Raw genomic sequence first — 16,403 nt, 5'->3', positions numbered from 1 at the left:
TTTATCGGAATTGCGACACGTGCGTTGAATCAGGTGGGGAGCACTCGCGCCATTTTGTAGGAGCGAGCTCGCTCGCGAAAAACTCACAGGCGCCGCGTTTATTCAGAAAGCACGCGTTATCGCTGGCGTTTTTCGCGAGCAAGCTCGCTCCTACATAATGCCCTTGTCTTTGTCGGGCACCAGGGTCAGGCCGGGGCGTTCGACGTCGCGGGAGACGTGGGACTTCACTTCTTCGACGCCGCCCTCTTCATCGTTGTGAATCACCAGCACGCCGGGGCGGCGCAGTTGTTCGAGGTCGCCGTCGCCCAAGTTGAAACTTTCACTCAGGTGCTGGTCGCTCAGCGCATTGGCCTCGGCGCGGCGCTGGGCGAATTTGCGCCCGCGATGCTGCTGATAACGTGCCCAGCTGATCAGGATCACCGCATTGAACAGCGCGATCCACAGGTAAACCTGCAAGGTGTTGAGCGCAGCAAAGATAGGCGCCTCGATGCGTGGGCCGCCGTGGGTTTCAAGCATAGCGCTGATGCCTCGCGCCAGCAGCCAGATCAACCCACCCCAGGCCAGCAGGGTCAGCAGCACATCGACGATCCACATCAGTGTGTTTTGGCGAGTTCTGACCAGTTTCATGATCACGCCTCCTCTTGTGCAGGTTTGATACCGCGGTCCGGGCTGACCCAGCGTGCGCGTTTCTGATGCTGGTTGAACAACACTTTGGGAAAGCTGACCAGCGTGGTGAGCAGGCTCACCAGCCAGAACACCATCGGGTACCACACGGTCCAGAACAGGGTTTTCCACAGGTCTTTTTCGTAGCGCCGGTCGATCAGGATGCTCACCGCAAACTGCAGCAGGCACACCATCGCCAGCACCAGGCCGGTGAACGCGGGCGGCACCAACGAGCTCACGGTGATCGCCGCCGGCAGCGTGACGAATTTACCCACGGCCCAGAAGATCACCGACAGCAGGAAGGTGAAGGCCCAACCGGTAGACAGGCAGTACTCGAACAGCAGCGGCCACAGGTAGCGGTGGCGCCATTGCCAGATGCCACGGATGTTCTTGAACAGCACTTCAGCGCCGCCCTGGGCCCAACGCAGGCGTTGTTTCCACAGGCCGCCGACGGTTTCGGGCATGAGGATCCAGCATAGGGCGCGCGGCTCGTAGAAGATCGCCCAGTGATCGAGTTGCAGCTTCCAACTGACATCGATGTCCTCGGTGATCATGTCGGTGCTCCAGTAGTCGATGCGGTCCAGTGCCTTCTTGCGAAACGCCACCACCACACCGGAGACCGTGAAGATCCGACCGAATACCCGCTGGGTACGCTTGATCAAACCGATGATCGAGGAGAACTCGCCCACCTGCACCCGGCCGATCAGGGTGGAGCGGGTACGAATGCGCGGGTTGCCGGTGACGGCCCCCAGGCGCGGGTTGTCGAGCATCGGCGCGACCATGTAGGCGGCCGCGTTTTTGTCGAGCAAGGCATCGCCGTCGATGCACACCAGGTATTCGCTGCGGGCGGCCACGGCGCCCATACGCAGGGCCACGGCTTTGCCCTGGTTCTGCGCCAGGTGCAGCACGCGCAAGCGCGGGTGTTGCAACGCCAGGGCATCGAGAACTGCGGCGGTGTTGTCGCTGGAGCCGTCGTTGACCGCGATCACTTCGATGTTCGGGTACAACTGGCCGAGGGCCGCGCCAATGGTGTCAGCGACGTTATCGCCCTCGTTGTAGCAAGGGATGATGATCGAGATCAGCGGCTCGCCGGCCAGGGTCGGCGCCGGCGTGTCTTCTTTCCACGGCCAGTGGCGTTCCCAATGCAGCCAGAAGTAAAGGCCACCGGCGATCCACAGCGCCGACATGAACAACGGGTAGAAGAACACGAAGTCCATCAGGAACTGCCCGGTCACCAGGAAGATCAGGCCCAGGGGCAAGCCCAGTACCAGTGCCAACACGAATAGAGCCAGGATTCTGTCAACCATGATCAAGGGTTCCATTGGTTGGAGAGGGCCGGACGGATGGTCTTCAAGTCCGGGGAGTTTTCCAGGAAGTTGTCCGGGTAGTAGCCGAAACTGGTGACGCCCTGGCGTTTGAGTACACCCATCCACTCTGCCAGTTGCTCAGCGCTGATATCCGGTGCGGCCTGGGTGCGCCAGTCTTTGGCTTGCAATTCGAAGATGGTTTTTTGCATCGCGCCGGGGCGCGTCTTGACCGTGGCGATGAGTTTTTCCAGCCAGGCGTTGGAGGTTTTCACTTCCTGGCCTTCCATCAACGGCATGGCCATCGGCGCGGTCCAGTCATAGGCCTGGAGGAAGTCATCGAGGTTCTGCGCGAACCAGGTTTCGCTGCCGGGGTTGAGCATCGGCTCGGCGAAGATATTGCGCGCGGTGAGTACCTGCGGCCCACGGACGGCGCGAACCTTGGCGGTGAGCTCATGGGTGAAGTCGATCAGGTAGCGGCTTTTGAAACGGGTCCAGCGCTGCATCACGGCCGGGTCGGCACGCAGGGCGGCGATGGTGTCCGGCAGGCCTTGGGCGGCGTAGGCCTTGAGCGCTGCGGGGCTGGCGTCTTCGAAGTCGTTGAACACCGCATCATCGTGATAAAGGATGCCGTCAATCGGCCCTACACGCGCCAGGTCTTGGTAGATCTCACCGATGACCTGCCGCACCTTGGGATCAAACGGCGACAGGCGTTTGTATTGATCCGGGTCGGGGCCGACCTGGCCGGTTTCCGGGTCCCAGCGGGTCACACGCGGCAGCTTGGGGTCCAGGGCAAAACTCAGCACCGGCATCCAGGCGTACACACTGGCATGGGCACGGGTGTGCAACTGCCAGGCGACACGGTTGAAAAGATCGGCCCGCATCGGCAGGTGACGGTTAGGGAAGTACAGCGAATGCACCAGGCCGTCGCCCTTGGGGTCGGCGAAGGCTTGCAGGAACACGGTGCCAGCACCCATGTCCACCACGCGCTGAACCAGCACGTCGAGGTTGCGTGCCTGCTGGGCCGGGTCGGGGTCGTACACGTTGTCCAGGTCTACGTGCAGCACGCGCATCGGCGCTTTGGTCTGCACGGCGACCATGCTGTTGGCAAAATGCTCGCCGTCCGGGTCTGAGGCCACCAGAAAGCGTGGGCTGTTCATCAGGTTGCCGAGGTCGTCGAGCCCGTCTTCCAGGGTCAGCGCCATCTCGTAGCCGTGCTCGCCGACCACCGCCAACGAGGTGCCATCGGCGGCCCCGTACGGCCACACCCATACACGGGGCGCCTTGCCGGTGACGGTTCGGATTTTGTTCGAAATCGCGGCGACGTCAGCCCGCATACGCGCCTGGAACTGCGCTTCGCTTTCGTAGCCGTTGGTTTTGGGGTCAAAGCTTCGCGTGGTGGCGGCCGGTTCCAGGTTGCCCTGGGGGTTGGCCAGGATGCCCTTGTGATTGGCGTCGGTGTGGGCGGCGATTTCCACCAGGCCAGACTGCGACACCTCGCGAATCTGCTGCCACGTCAGGAACTCTCCCCGTGGTCGTGGCGTACCGGCAAAATCCACCGGTTGGTTCAACGGCGTGTCGATCCAGGACCCCACCGGTGCCAGCAATGCAGGCCAGTGGTAGGCACGCAGAATCGGCATCACGCGGGTGTAGAAGCTGGAATAACCGTCATCGAAGCTGAGCATCACCGCCTTGGGCGGCAATGCCGGGCCGCCGCGCCGGGCTGCCAGGATCTGGTCGACGCTGACCGCCTGGTAGCCGTTTTCACGCAGCCACGCCAGCTGCTCGATCAAACGCTCGGTGCGCACCGCCACCACGGCTTGATCGGGGTCGCGATCTTCTACGTCGTGATAGGCAATGCCCAAAAAGTGGTTCTTCGGCCACGGCGCTTCGTTGGGCGCTATCGGCCGTTCGGCGGGTGGAGTGTAGGGCGCGGGTTGTTGGGCGCAGGCGGCGGCCAGCATTACACCCAGGACCAACAAGCAACGGCTGAGGACGGTCATGGTCAGGCTCTTTTAGAAACGGTAAGTGAGGTCGACGAGCAGGCGCAGATCGCGTTCGCGATCACCGTCATAAGGTCGGCTGATCAGGCTGAGGTTGGCGCCCATTTCCAGTACGTCATTCCAGCGATAGCGTTGGCCGTAGCCAATCAGGCCAATACCGCCGGTGGAGTAGTCACGCTGGCTGTAGGTACCCGCGCCGATTTGGAACTGCTGACTCCACTGGGTTTCGTAGCGGTGATAGAGCACGTGATTGACGTTGATCATGGGCAAAACCGTGAAGTCCGACTTCGGGTTGAAGTACACGGTGTCTTCCTTGCTGTTGCGGCTGGCGCCCACTTCCAGGCCCAGGTCCACTTGCACATGGGGCGAGCTGTAGAGGCCCTCGCGGCCGGTGAACAAGGCTTCGAAGCGGTCGTTGCCGTCGCTGAAATGGGACGGGCTGAGGGTCAGTTTCCACTCGCGGCTTTCGTTGGCGCGCCAGCGGATAAAACCGCTGCCGCCGTTGGCTGTGACACCGTCATTCAGGGCCCGCAACGGCGTGGTGCTGAGCAAATAGCCAAGGCTGCCGCCGTATTGCCAGTGGTCGTTGATGTCGCGGGCAATCGACACGCTGGCGCCTTGCTTGGAACCGTCGCCATAGGAATGGTTGGACACTTCGGCTTCGATGGTCATGTCACGGGTGCGACGCTCCACGCCCACGCGCTGCCAGCGATGTTGGCCAGTGCCCTCCTGGAAGTCGGCGGTGGCATAGCCGGCACCGGCGAACAGGCGCCAGTCTTCGTCGATGGGAGGCGTGTAGATCACGCTTTCAATGCCCCAGTCTCGGCTGCCGGAGACGGCACCAGCGTCGTTGTTATTGCCGCCACCGTAGCTCTTGCCGGTGTAGGCCTCGACACGCAACTCGGCCATGTCGTGCACATCGCGCAGGCGGCTCAGGCGCTGCACCTGACGGTTGTCCGGGTTACGGGCGAGCACGTCGTCGGTGAGCGCGTCCATCTGCCGCCATTCTTGCAAGTCCATGGCGGTATAGGCTTGGGAGACTTCCAGACCGATATCGCGGGGAGCCTGGGTTTCAGTTTCCTTGAGCGTGCCTTCGGCGCGACGCGGCCAGTCGCGGGCGCGGTACATGTCGGCCTGGGCCAGGCGCAGGCCCACATTGCCCGGTGCCTTGGCCACCAGGGCTTCCAGGCTGGCTTCGCTGCCGGGCAGGTCACCGCCATAGGTACCGGCCTGGGCGGATAATTGTTGGGCGTCCATCCAGTTGTCATTGGGGTTACCAATGGGCAAGCCCTTGAGCTCAACGCGGGGGTTTTGCTCCTTGGCCAGGTTGTTGGCGACCTGGCGAGCCTCTTCGACCTTGTCGCTTTCCAACAAGGCGTAGAACAGCGCCGTGCTGTCATCGACCCGATAGCTGGCATCGGTGTCGGGGGCGGTGAGTACCTGGCGGTACAACGGCTCGGCCTTTTCCGGCTGGCGCTGTTCCAGGTAAGAGCCGGCAACCCAACGCAACGCGTAGGTAGGCAGTTGCACGCCTTCGCCAGTGAGGGTCTGGTAATCGCGGATCACCTCGGCATGCCGTGCTCGCGCTTTGAGCGCGCCCAGGCGGTCAATGCGCCAGCGGATGACGTCGTCCTTGGCTGTGGCGTCCGGCGCCCAGCGACTGATCAGTTTGTCGTAGTCCTGCAGGGCACGGTCTGCGATGACGTAGCGTTCCTTCTCGCTGCGTGTGGCGAACTCAGCCATGCGCACACGCTCGGCGGCAAGGTCACCTTCGAGGCGGCGCTGGGTGACTGCGTCCACCAGCCCCGGGCGCTTGGCCGAGAGGCGCAGTGCCGGCTCCGGCAGCCGCGCCTTTTGCAGGGCAACGATGTATTCACGCGCCACTTCGGGTTTATCGCCCGCCCGGATAAAGGCTTGGTCGAATTCGAACAGCGCGTCGTAGTTCAGGCCGGCACGTGTCAGTGCATATCCCAGGGCCATGCGGCGGTTGGGGTCATTGGGTTGCGCCGCCACCAGCGTGCGCAGGCGTTGCACCGCTTCGTTGGCTTTGCCGCCATCGGCCTGGGTGAGGGCCTGGCCCAGTTGCAGGTCGACGTTATTGGGTTCACGCAGCAGCGCCTGGCGATAGACCGCTTCGGCCTGAGCCCACTGCTTTTGATTGCGATAAGTGCGCGCCACCGTGGCGAGTGCCTGGGTGGTGAGGTTGCGATGCTTGCCTTGCGCCTCGTACACCTTGAGCACTTCAGCGTCTTGCCCAGCCCAGCCGGCGATCACCAGGTGGTCACTGACCTGGCCTGGGGTCTGGCGTTCGGCGGAGAGTTGGCGAAGTTGGGTCAGCGCCGGCGTGAAGTGACCGTTGCGGGCCTGGATGATCAGGGCATCGTAGGCGGGGTCGGCAAACGCAAGGCCTGGGACCAGCAATTGGCTGCACAGTGCGGCTCCGATAAGCAGACGCAACCGGCCTGAGGCACTGTAGGGGTGGTTTCGCAGCATGTCGTGAGCTTCCTTACACACGGAAAGCTCTAACGATAGATGGTCCTGAGCGAAACGCTTCAGGGTGTCGGCGTCTCGGGACCCGACCTAGCTTTCCTGTAGGAACTATCCCTTAGGGAAGTAGGGGGAAGCACAATTCAGAACAATTGTTCAGAATTGTACGACCGCGATTTTTTGCCCTCACACAAAACAAAAGTGGGAGCCGGGTTTGTGTGGGAGCCGGGCTTGCCCGCGATGCAGGCACCTCGGTCGTCCAGCCAGACCGGGGCGATGCTATCGCAGGCAAGCCAGCTCCCACACAAGCCAGCTCCCACATTTTTTTTATCGCATTTCAGGTTTATTGGGCGCCGCTGACCGCACCGGCTTTGGACATCACAAAGCTGAGGAACTGCTCAACGGTCATCTTCTGGCCGTTGAAGGTCACCTCGTTGTTGGCGTAGTGCAGCTTGGAAACCACGTCGGTGCCCACCAGGGTCGCCAGTTGAGTACCGACCGCCATGCTGCTGACCATCTCGGCCGCCATCTGCGATTGCTGTTCGATGGCTTGCGGGTCGGTCACGCCGCCCACCTGGGCTTGCAGGGCCGCCACGTCGCTGATCATCGGCTTGGACAGGGTCAGGTTGGCATCCAGCAGCGAGACCATTTGCTTGCCCAGTTCAACCGGCGGCAGCTCCATGGAAGTTGGCTTGGCCAGGTCCACCACCAAGTTGAACTTGCTTTCGCCACGGGTGGTTTTGAGCGACAGGTTTTCCACGGCCAGTTGCGGCTTGGCGGCCAGCACCTGGTTGACGTTGGCTTCCGCCAGGGCTTGCTCGGCTTCGGTCATTTGCAGCTCCGGCACCGGTTGACCGGCAGCAGCGGCAGCTTGCACCGGTTGCATCTTGTCCTGGTAGAGCTTGGTCAGCACCAGCATCGCCGGAATGTCGACGTTCTTCATGCTCACGGCCATGGCGGCCGAACCGACTGCTTTGCCCTGGTAGCCGATCTCGTCGATCTTGTAGTCGACGCGGCCAGCCAGGTTGTTGTCCTTGGTTTCGCTGGAGTCTTTCTGCTCGAAACCCTTGAGGGTCAGCACGGCTTTCTGCGGGCCGAAGGTGACCTTGGTGTCGGTCAGCTCCACGGTGTTCTGGCCGGTGTAGAAACCGAAGGTGGTTTTTTCCAGGTTGCTGGCGACGGTCAAGCCTGCCAGCTCCGCTTCGAACGGTGCGCCTTCGGCGTCCACTGCGGCAACCTTGAGGCTGTTCATGAAGCCTTCGGCCTTGACCTTCTGGCCTTCAGCGCTGCTGTCGAAGTTGAGGTTGGCGCCGGAGAAGCTCACCGAGGAAGTGGCGTCCTTGAACTCCAGGGGCAGCAATTCGATGTTGCCGCTGACCGAACGGCTATAGCCGATATTCGCCACGCCTTTGAGCGGCGACACGTCTTTGCTGGCGGCGAACCATTTTTCGGTGGTGGGGTTCTTTTCCAGTTCGTAGTGACTGGTGGCCATGACCGGCAGCCACTTGAGGGTCACCAGGCGCGAGAACGGCAGCGGGCCGTGTTCGATGTGGTCGACGAACAGCAATTCGGGGTTCGGGTTGTCTTCGCCGAACACGCTGCCTTGGCCCTTGAGGCGATAATGCGCGGTGCTGCTGAACACGCCACGGTCCAGGGACACCAGCTCCAGGGTCACGCTGCCATCGACGCCGGCCATGGAGGTCTGCAGTTCTTTATTGGCGCTCTGGATAGCGGTTTGCAGGACCGGCTCCAGTTGTTTACCGGTGTACCAGGCACCGCCCGCACTGACGGCGCCGACGGCGACAACAAAACCCAAGAAAACAACGGCTGGCTTATTCATGAAGTGACCTGATCAAATCCTGTGAGAAGTGGGCTGTCTTCCTTGAACCCCTGAGGGGATTGGCTCAAGCCCGCCGAAAACGGAGGAAGATTAGCACTGGCGGGCGTAAACGGCCCAACCTTTCAGAGGGATCAGTTCAGCAGGAGTTCAGGAGTACTCCTGTTCGACTTCATCCAGTTGGTGATCAAAACTCTTCAAGCGTGCGGTCCAGGTGTACACCAGCACCTCGAACTCGCGATGTATCACGGCATTGCCGGGGGTGTCGGTCTTGGGGTCGCAAAAGTCCAGCTGGTAGCGCTCGCGGGCCATTTGCGTAGCGACGTCGGACAATTCCCGCGCGTTATTGAGCCAGTGCCTACCGTCGGCAACCTGCCGATCCAGCAGCACACATTGTTTTTTCAGGACTTCGAGGCTTTTTTCCAGCGGCGTGCCGGTGAGGTCGCCCATGACTTCCTGGAACGTGCGCCCCGGCTGCCAGTAACTGCCCCAGAAATAGCGATCGAACACGGTTTCGACACGGCGCAGGGCGACCTTGGTGTCCCAGATCGCCACGCGGGTCTTGCCCTGTTCGAGGAGTTTTTTCTTCACCCGCTGGTTTTGATACGACGCCCAGGCCACCACGCCGATGGACAAGGTGCCGATCACCAGGCAGGCGCTGTCGAGGAACACCATGGCCTTGTCGAGTTGATGGGCGAGCATGACGCCGTAAAAATACGCGGCCGATAACAAAACCAGTGCGAAGAGCACGCACCAGAAAGCGGGAGCATAAGGGTTTTTCATTCTTGGAATCCCCATGAGCAAACGCGAGCTTTGTCGGGTGAGGCGCCAGCGGGCCTCACCCAAGAAAGCATAGCAATCACCTCACGGTTTGCCGGGTTTTTCCCCTTGCGTTCGTCCGCTTTCCCAACCGCCGCCCAGGGCCAGGAACAGGTCGATCTGGCTCATGGCAACCTGCGTGTTGGCCGCCGCCAGTTGCGCACGCATATCGGTGTAGGTGCGCGTGGCTTGCAGGTCGGCCAGGAAGGATTCGCGGCCGGCCTGGAAGAAGCGATGGGTCTGGCCGGCGGCTTCTCGCGCCGACTGTTCGGCGTCGGCCAGGGCGTCGCGGCGTTGCAACACGGCGGTGTATTGGGCCAGGCCGGTCTGGGTTTCGCGGATGGCGTTGAGCACCACGCCGTCGAAGTGGGCCAGGGCGCCCTGGGTCGCGGCTTCAGCTTCATGCACGCGGGCGCGAGCGCCGTTGGTCGGTACAGTCCAGCTGATCATCGGGCCAAAGCCCCAGCGGTTGGTGGCAGGCGTGCCGAGGTTTTCCAGCAGGCCGACGGTGCCGACCGTGGCGCCGATGCTGATATCCGGGTACAACGCGCCGGTCGCCACGCCAATACGCGCCGTGGCGGCGGCCAGCTGGCGTTCGGCCTGGCGCACATCAGGGCGACGCTTGAGCAGCGTGGCGCCATCGCCTACCGGCAGCAGTTGAGCAATATGTGGCAGCTCGGCACAGGTGCCCGTGCCGGCTGGCAGTTGGTCGACAGGTTTGGCCAGCAACATCGACAGCCGGAACAGCGCCGCCTGACGCGAGGCTTCATAACGCGGTATGTCGGCACGCAGGGATTTGTATTGGGTTTGCGAACGTGTCACCTGGGTCTCATCGCCACGCCCGGCATCTCGCAAGCGCTGGGTCAGTTTGGTGCTCTGGGCTTGCAGGTCGAGGGACTCGTTGGCAATCGCCAGTTCTTCGTTGGCCGCGCACACCTGGGTATAGGAGCGCACCACATCGGCCACCAGGGTGATGCGGGCGATATCCGCCGCGGCCTGGGTGGCATCGGCGCTGGCCTGGGCGCTTTCGATGCCGCGCTGCAAGGTGCCGAAGAGGTCGAATTGATAGGACGTGGTAATCCCGACGCTACCGATATTGCCTACCGGGACTTTGTCCGGCAGCAAGAAGGCCTCGCCAGATTCCTGCAAACGCTGGGCCTCGGCCTTGACGCCGGCACTCCAGCCGCCAGCGGATTCGGCCTGCTGCACCTGATAACGCGAGCGCTGCAAGTTGGCGGCGGCCACGCGCAGGTCGGTGTTGGAGGCCATGGCCTGGCGCACCAGTTCGTCCAGGCGCGGGTCTTTGTACAGCTTCCACCAATCGGCCGGCACCGGTGCCGAGACGACGTTGCTGCCCTCGCCCATGATCGGCCCTTGCAGGTCGCCACGGTTGACGGCGGCCTGTTCCGGCAGTTTGTAATCGGGCCCCACCACTTGGCAGGCCGACAGCAACAACCCCAGGGAAGCGGTTGCCAGAAGCCGCTTCATGGTTTGTCCCCGTCTTTAACTTTGTCGTCAATGATCGACACCGTCGCCGTGCGCCCGGCGATCATGCGAAAGTCCGCCGGCACGTCATCGAAGGCAATGCGCACCGGGATCCGCTGGGCCAGGCGCACCCAGCTGAAAGCAGGGTTGACGTTGGGCAACAGGTTGGAGCCGCTGCTGCGGTCGCGGTCTTCGATACCGGCGACGATGCTCTGCACGTGGCCATGCAGGCGCGCGTTGTCGCCGATCACACGGATATCCACGCCCATGCCCACGTGAATGCCGTCGAGTTTGGTCTCTTCGAAATAACCGTCGATGTGGAAGGAATTGCTGTCCACCACCGATAGCACGGGGCGCCCGGCGGTGACGAACTCCTGGGTACGCGGTGCGCGGTCGTTGACGTAGCCGTCCACAGGGCTGCGGATCACCGAGCGGTCGAGGTTGAGTTGGGCGGAGTCCACCGTCACTTGCGCTTCGGCCAGTGCCGATTGGGCGCGGGCGACGCGGGACTGGCTCTCTTCCAGTTGCTCGCTGGGCACCAGGTTGCCCAGGCCACGGTTACGCTTGTACTCGCGCTGGGCCTGGGCCAGGGTTTCCTGGCGGTCGGCCACGGCGGCCTGGGCTTGGCGCAGGGCCAGCTTGAAGCGGTCCTGGTCGACGGCGAAGAGCACCTGGCCCTTGGTCACCAACTGGTTGTCGCGCACGTCAACGCGCTGGATCAGCCCGGAAACGTCCGGGGCGATCTGCACGATGTCGGCACGGATGTGGCCGTCACGGGTCCAGGGCGCAAACATGTAGTACATGACCATGCGCCACACAACGACGACCGCGAAACTCACGATCAACAACGTCAGGACGACACGGCCGATAGTCAAAAAAGGTTTTTTCATGTCATCAAATATCGACTGAGTGAGTCCACCGCGCCCAGCAACAGCGCGTAGAGCCCCACATTGAACAATGCCCGGTGCCAGACCAGGCGATAGAAGTGCATGCGCGTCAACAGCCCGTGCACCACCAGAAACAACACATAAGTAATGCCCATCAGCACCAGCAGCGTAGGCAGGAACACCCCACTGATATCCAGGTCACCGATCATAAAGGCGCTCCATCAGGTAACGGCGCTTGCATCTCTGTACCGCCAATGAACTCCACACCGGGCAACAGCGCCAGACGCAGGCCGGCCAAGGCGTGCAGCAGATGCAGGCGCGTGTCGTCTTCGTCTTGCAGGCCCTGGCCATTGAGGGCGCGACGCGTGCGGTCCAGGGTCATCAGCAGACCGCTGGGCGCGGGCAAGCGTTCACCCGCCTTGAGGCAGGCCTTGAAGTAACCGCCCACGCCTTCCACCACCTGGTTGAGCAACACCCGTGGCACACCGAGGATGCGTGGCGAGTAGGCCAGCAGGTCGAGCAGGTTCAGCGCCACGCGCAGGTCGCGCAGGGCTATGCCAGTGTCCTGGCCGGTGAGGGCCAGGCGCGGCAGGTGTTGCATCAGGCGGTCGAGCATTTGTACGGCCATGTGCCGGTGCTCGGCCAGGGTGGCGGGCTCGGTGAGGCTGACGATGTCGCGCCAGCTGAAACGGGTGAGGCGCTTGGCCGCCAATTCAGCGCCGAAGGGTCGGGCGATCAACGTCCACACGAACGCGAACAGCAGGCCAACGGGCCCGGCCAGGTTGACGTTGGCGAAGTTGAGAAAGTCCGCGTCATAGGCGCCCTGGATGCTGATGAACGACGAGGTGTTCACCAGCGTCAGCAACATGCCCAGGTAGAAGCGTGGCTGCACGGTGAGGGTGCCGATGCAGATAAACGGCACGGCGAAGGCCAGCACCAGCATGGGGAAGTCATGCAGGTTGGGCAGCACCAGAAACAGATACAAGCTGGCGAACAGCACCGACATGGCGGTCCAGAAAAAGAACCGGTAGATCTGCGGTGCCGGATCGTCCATCGAGGCGAAAAAGCTGCAGGCGACGGCGGCAAGGATCACGGCGCTGCCGCCGTCGGTCCAGCCCAGCAGAATCCACAGCACCGAGGCGACGATGATCGCGGTCACGGTGGAGAACGCCGAGTAGAACATCAGCCCACGGTCGAGGAACGGCGTGAGCCGTCCCAGGCGCCAGTGGCGGTAGACGGCGCGCCAGGTGTCCTGGCTTTCACACTGGATGGCGGCTTGCAGGCTACGACAGTCTTGCCACAGGTCGACCCATTCGCCCAGGCGGTACAGGGCGTTGGAGAACAGCAACGTATGACGGTCATCCAGCGCTTCGCCCTGGGGTTGAGCGGCGTCGATCTTGTCGCGCAGCAGGCGCCAGCTTTCCAGTGGCGCGGCTTCGGTGGTGCTTTGCAGCCAGGCGCTGGCATCTTCCAGCAGCGGCGTGAGCTGATCGAGAAACTCTGGCGCACGGTGCTCAATGGCGTACACCGCATCGTCCAAAGCGTCGATCACTGGCAGCAGGTGAATCATGCGCCCGCGCAGTTCCTTGGTGTTGCGTACCGTCTGCGGGCGTGCGCCTTCGTGGGGCAGCTGGCCGATCATCAATTCAAGGGTGTTGAAGGTGGCGACCATGCCGCCGCGCAGGTTGCTGACTTCTTGCGGGTCGACCTTGCGGCTGAGAAAGCGCTGGCTATAGACCTGCGCGTCGCTGAACCACTTGGCCACCGAGCCATCGAACACCGGCATCAGCCGCCGAGGCCAGAACATCGCGCCCACCACCGCTGCGACTGCGATGCCGAGGAAGATTTCTTCGGTACGCGCCTCCGCCACATCCCAGACCGCCAAGGGGTTATCCACCACCGGCAAGGCAATCAACGGCAAGGTGTAGCCGGCCAGCATCAGGGCGTAGTTATTGGCGGTGCGCAGGTGCATGGACAGAAACAGCAAGGTGCCGGTCCACAACGCAATCACCACCACCAGAATGTAGGGTGACTGCACGAACATCGGCACAAACAGCACCGCCGCCGCCGCGCCCATCAAGGTGCCGATGGCGCGGTACAGGGCTTTGGAACTGGTAGGGCCGACAAACGGGCTGGATACGATATACACCGTGGCCATCGCCCAGTACGGACGCGGCATCTGCATGAGCATGGCGATATACAGCGCGATCATCGACGCGGCGAAAGTACGCACCCCGTAGAACCAATCGCGGGCAGGCGGGAAGCCGGTAAAAAATCCGTTCAAGGCGACACAGCCTCGGCCGCTTCGAAGGCGCGCAATACACGCAGTGCCGCTTGCAGATCGTCGGGGGCGATATCCGCCAACACGTCCTTGCGAAGGCGCACCAGTTGCGCCTCCACCGCCTGCACCAGCTCACGGCCACGCTCGGTAAGGCTCAGGGCCTTGGCGCGGCGGTCGTGGATGTCTTCGGTGCGGCAGACGTAACCGTCACCGCACAGCCGGTCGAGCAGGCGCACCAGTGATGGGCTTTCCATACCGGAAGCCTGGGCTACTTTGACCTGGTGTACCCCGTCGCCCAAGCGACCGATCATCAACAACGGCACGGCGCAGGCTTCGGAGATGCCATAGCTCACCAGCGTGGTCTGGCAGATTTTGCGCCAATTACGGGCGCCCACCACCATGCTGCTGCTGAGGCTCATCTGGAGTTGTTCGAGGGATTGAGGCACTGGATAGTTCGCATACAGTTAGTTTGCTAACTATCAATATGGTCGATGCATGGAGCATCGTCAAGTTTTGAAACAATTTCGCAGATGAGTGGTGGGATGTGGCTTGAGTAAAGCGGGTTTTAGGGTAGGCATCAGCAAATCGCTGATATTCGCCATACGACAAACAAAATGTGGGAGCTGGCTTGCCTGCGAAAGCGGTGGTTCAGTTGAATATTCAGTGACTGACACGCCGCCTTCGCGGGCAAGCCCGCTCCCACATTAGGTCAGCGTCAGCATTTTTTGCTCCATCGCCACACGCTCCAGACTTTTAAAATCTCCGACGCAGCGATCAATCCAGCCATTGCCAGTACGTTGTAATGCGGGAAAACTCGAGCGCCAATCAACAGGAGCGAAACGGACGGAATAATGTGCACAAGTCGTAAGGGGGTTTGAAAAAAGACAAGCCACCTGACTGATTTTTTCTGAAGAAAAAACATGGCACAGGATGCGAAAATTGAGGCCTGTAAAACCAACCAACGCCCCCATAAACATGACAATTTGCACATCACTGTGCTCTCGCAAAACATCTGAGGCGCTTATCACATCACTCAGATACGGAATTCCTTTTTTTCAGACGCCTCATCTGGCGTGACTGGATGACCTCTTACTCGCCCATCAACCTCAAGCTCTCCTCCTCAATAAACCCAAACACCTCTTCCGCCACACTGTACTGAAACTGCTTACGCCGATGCTTGGAAAGCTTCCCACCGTTATCCAGGCACATCATCACCAGCTTCGACAGATCGCTGCCGCGCACGTCGTAGCGTTGGTTCACCGCTTTGATCACTTGGTCATAACGGTCGAGGAATTCGGTTTCTTCGCGCAGTTCCACTTCCAGTGCGCGGCGGGCCATTTGCAGGGTGAATTCGACGCAGCGGGTCGCATCCCAGTAGCGATAGATCGAGGGGTGGCCGATGAAGTCGAACGCCATGTGGTCGGCGTCCAGCCAGGTGACGTTCCAGAATTCCCGAGTCGGCTGGGAGAAGGTCTTGAGTGCCTCCAGATAGGCTTGTTCCTCGTGCTTCATGGCGACAGAGACCGGTAGCAGCAAGCCATTTTCCAGTGCGCCGTAGTGGCAGAGCGTCTGGTGAATCAGGAAGCGAGACAGGCGCCCATTCCCGTCCATGAACGGGTGCAGGAAGACGAAACCAAAAGCGGTGACCGCGGCCGCCACTAAAGGATCGACGTCTCGCACGGGCTGGTTGGCGAAGGCCATCAGCTCTTCCATCAATTCCTGGCAAAGCGCGGGAGCTGGCGGCACGTAGCTCACACCGGCTGCGCCGCGTAGCCCGTTGTGCAGATGGTTCTGTTCGTGGCGAAACGCGACGGCTTTGTCAAACGGATTGGAGATGGTGCTGTTTTGCAGCTCGACCAAGTAGTCCTCGGTGAGCAACCGGCCTTCGTGGGCCTGGCGCAGGAGTTGGACGAAGCGGCGGGATTTTTCTTCGCTGGGTTGTTCTTTTTCGATGGCAAATGAGTCGCGGGTTTCGTGCAGGTATGCCCACTGGATGGCGCGGTCCATCATTTCCGGAGGGAGGGTGGCCATGAAGGATTTGGCACGAGCCAATACATCAAGCGCCAACAACGCTTCCAGCTCAGGCGTTCGCTCTACGGTGGCGCAATAATGCAAAGAGCCCAAACCGTTGAAATCCACTCGCCAACGACTGTTGCGAATGCTCGGGCCGGTTACATAGCGCTGGGGATCGAACAAGGGAACAACGCGACCACGAACAGGAAGGGTGTGATCCAGCATTTTCCCGGTAAAGCCTTCCCAAAGAAAACAGGCTTTTCGGATAAACGCACCGTTAGGCGAGTCGGCCAGCGCGTCCAAAAACGGTTCTGGGCCGAGCTGTTCAAACACCTGGGCAAGTATCGCCAGGTTCACGCCTTCATGCTTAAGCGCAAATAACACATGCTCAAACAGCGCATGTTGGGCGGGCGCCACCGAATGGGGAACTGCCAGGCAGTCGCCGATCAAGGTAATCCTGGTCACCGGCTTGATCATCGCAGTCCTCAAGGGTGCGATAACCTTTAGACCCAGCGCCTCACACAGATGAGCGTATCCGACTGTTGGCATGGCGAGCTTTCCAGAAAAAATTCACTTAGGCGATTAAAGCCCAGTTTTTTTTACCGCTCACCATTTTTTTTTACA

The 16,403-nt window shown here is 61.4% G+C and carries 13 protein-coding genes; all 13 read right to left on the bottom strand.

Translation table 11 applies throughout. The features are described 5' to 3' along the window. Window positions 1-150: 150 nt before the first annotated feature. The 13 genes from pgaD to AC1RAC_RS20795 all read right to left on the bottom strand — a co-directional run bounded on the left by pgaD (window position 151) and on the right by AC1RAC_RS20795 (window position 16,328). The gene (pgaD, locus tag AC1RAC_RS20855; RefSeq protein ID WP_034125431.1) at window positions 151-627 is read right to left on the bottom strand and encodes a poly-beta-1,6-N-acetyl-D-glucosamine biosynthesis protein PgaD; all 477 of its coding nucleotides are present in this window, start codon (window positions 625-627) and stop codon (window positions 151-153) included. Between the two features lie 2 nt (window positions 628-629). Beyond that, entirely contained in the window at window positions 630-1,970 is a 1,341-nt protein-coding gene (pgaC, locus tag AC1RAC_RS20850) for a poly-beta-1,6-N-acetyl-D-glucosamine synthase (protein ID WP_054896841.1), read from the bottom strand. A gap of 2 nt (window positions 1,971-1,972) precedes the next feature. Next, window positions 1,973-3,970, bottom strand: a complete 1,998-nt coding sequence (gene pgaB, locus AC1RAC_RS20845; RefSeq protein WP_492616950.1) for a poly-beta-1,6-N-acetyl-D-glucosamine N-deacetylase PgaB — start codon at window positions 3,968-3,970, stop codon at window positions 1,973-1,975. Between the two features lie 12 nt (window positions 3,971-3,982). After that, window positions 3,983-6,463 (bottom strand): poly-beta-1,6 N-acetyl-D-glucosamine export porin PgaA, encoded by a 2,481-nt coding sequence (gene pgaA / locus AC1RAC_RS20840; protein ID WP_492616949.1) that lies wholly within the window; start codon window positions 6,461-6,463, stop codon window positions 3,983-3,985. A gap of 337 nt (window positions 6,464-6,800) precedes the next feature. Beyond that, on the bottom strand, window positions 6,801-8,297 hold the full coding sequence (locus tag AC1RAC_RS20835; protein ID WP_034125427.1) for a YdgA family protein: 1,497 nt from the start codon (window positions 8,295-8,297) through the stop codon (window positions 6,801-6,803). 147 nt (window positions 8,298-8,444) lie between these two features. Beyond that, the gene (locus tag AC1RAC_RS20830; protein ID WP_057702321.1) at window positions 8,445-9,077 is read right to left on the bottom strand and encodes a hypothetical protein; all 633 of its coding nucleotides are present in this window, start codon (window positions 9,075-9,077) and stop codon (window positions 8,445-8,447) included. Window positions 9,078-9,158: 81 nt separating this feature from the next. Continuing rightward, window positions 9,159-10,601, bottom strand: coding sequence for an efflux transporter outer membrane subunit (locus AC1RAC_RS20825; RefSeq protein ID WP_032894227.1), 1,443 nt, complete (start codon window positions 10,599-10,601; stop codon window positions 9,159-9,161). Next, window positions 10,598-11,488: an efflux RND transporter periplasmic adaptor subunit gene (locus AC1RAC_RS20820; RefSeq protein WP_032878498.1), complete on the bottom strand. Its 891-nt coding sequence runs from the start codon at window positions 11,486-11,488 to the stop codon at window positions 10,598-10,600. Before AC1RAC_RS20820 ends, AC1RAC_RS20825 begins: the two co-directional genes overlap by 4 nt. After that, window positions 11,485-11,694, bottom strand: coding sequence for a DUF1656 domain-containing protein (locus AC1RAC_RS20815; RefSeq protein ID WP_003187469.1), 210 nt, complete (start codon window positions 11,692-11,694; stop codon window positions 11,485-11,487). Before AC1RAC_RS20815 ends, AC1RAC_RS20820 begins: the two co-directional genes overlap by 4 nt. Then, complete coding sequence (locus tag AC1RAC_RS20810) at window positions 11,691-13,769, bottom strand: FUSC family protein (protein ID WP_089042755.1); 2,079 nt, start codon at window positions 13,767-13,769, stop codon at window positions 11,691-11,693. Before AC1RAC_RS20810 ends, AC1RAC_RS20815 begins: the two co-directional genes overlap by 4 nt. Continuing rightward, window positions 13,766-14,185 (bottom strand): MarR family winged helix-turn-helix transcriptional regulator, encoded by a 420-nt coding sequence (locus AC1RAC_RS20805; protein ID WP_034125424.1) that lies wholly within the window; start codon window positions 14,183-14,185, stop codon window positions 13,766-13,768. Before AC1RAC_RS20805 ends, AC1RAC_RS20810 begins: the two co-directional genes overlap by 4 nt. Before the next feature lie 285 nt (window positions 14,186-14,470). Beyond that, complete coding sequence (locus AC1RAC_RS20800; protein WP_125919887.1) at window positions 14,471-14,755, bottom strand: hypothetical protein; 285 nt, start codon at window positions 14,753-14,755, stop codon at window positions 14,471-14,473. A 100-nt stretch (window positions 14,756-14,855) separates the two neighbouring features. Then, window positions 14,856-16,328: a Fic family protein gene (locus AC1RAC_RS20795; protein WP_054922426.1), complete on the bottom strand. Its 1,473-nt coding sequence runs from the start codon at window positions 16,326-16,328 to the stop codon at window positions 14,856-14,858. Window positions 16,329-16,403 lie beyond the last annotated feature (75 nt).

Source organism: Pseudomonas sp. GW823-FHT02F05, from assembly GCF_058797315.1.
The sequence above is the reverse complement of the archived record's forward strand: the minus strand, read 5'-3'. Positions and strand labels throughout refer to the sequence as shown.

What these genes read in the sequence shown, in the direction of transcription:
- pgaA (WP_492616949.1), bottom strand. Translation starts at nt 6,463, where the DNA reads ATGCTGCGAAACCACCCCTACAGTGCCTCAGGCCGGTTGCGTCTGCTT.
- AC1RAC_RS20835 (WP_034125427.1), bottom strand. Translation starts at nt 8,297, where the DNA reads ATGAATAAGCCAGCCGTTGTTTTCTTGGGTTTTGTTGTCGCCGTCGGC.
- AC1RAC_RS20795 (WP_054922426.1), bottom strand. Translation starts at nt 16,328, where the DNA reads ATGCCAACAGTCGGATACGCTCATCTGTGTGAGGCGCTGGGTCTAAAG.
- AC1RAC_RS20805 (WP_034125424.1), bottom strand. Translation starts at nt 14,185, where the DNA reads ATGAGCCTCAGCAGCAGCATGGTGGTGGGCGCCCGTAATTGGCGCAAA.
- AC1RAC_RS20820 (WP_032878498.1), bottom strand. Translation starts at nt 11,488, where the DNA reads ATGAAAAAACCTTTTTTGACTATCGGCCGTGTCGTCCTGACGTTGTTG.
- AC1RAC_RS20815 (WP_003187469.1), bottom strand. Translation starts at nt 11,694, where the DNA reads ATGATCGGTGACCTGGATATCAGTGGGGTGTTCCTGCCTACGCTGCTG.
- pgaC (WP_054896841.1), bottom strand. Translation starts at nt 1,970, where the DNA reads ATGGTTGACAGAATCCTGGCTCTATTCGTGTTGGCACTGGTACTGGGC.
- AC1RAC_RS20830 (WP_057702321.1), bottom strand. Translation starts at nt 9,077, where the DNA reads ATGAAAAACCCTTATGCTCCCGCTTTCTGGTGCGTGCTCTTCGCACTG.
- pgaB (WP_492616950.1), bottom strand. Translation starts at nt 3,970, where the DNA reads ATGACCGTCCTCAGCCGTTGCTTGTTGGTCCTGGGTGTAATGCTGGCC.
- AC1RAC_RS20825 (WP_032894227.1), bottom strand. Translation starts at nt 10,601, where the DNA reads ATGAAGCGGCTTCTGGCAACCGCTTCCCTGGGGTTGTTGCTGTCGGCC.
- pgaD (WP_034125431.1), bottom strand. Translation starts at nt 627, where the DNA reads ATGAAACTGGTCAGAACTCGCCAAAACACACTGATGTGGATCGTCGAT.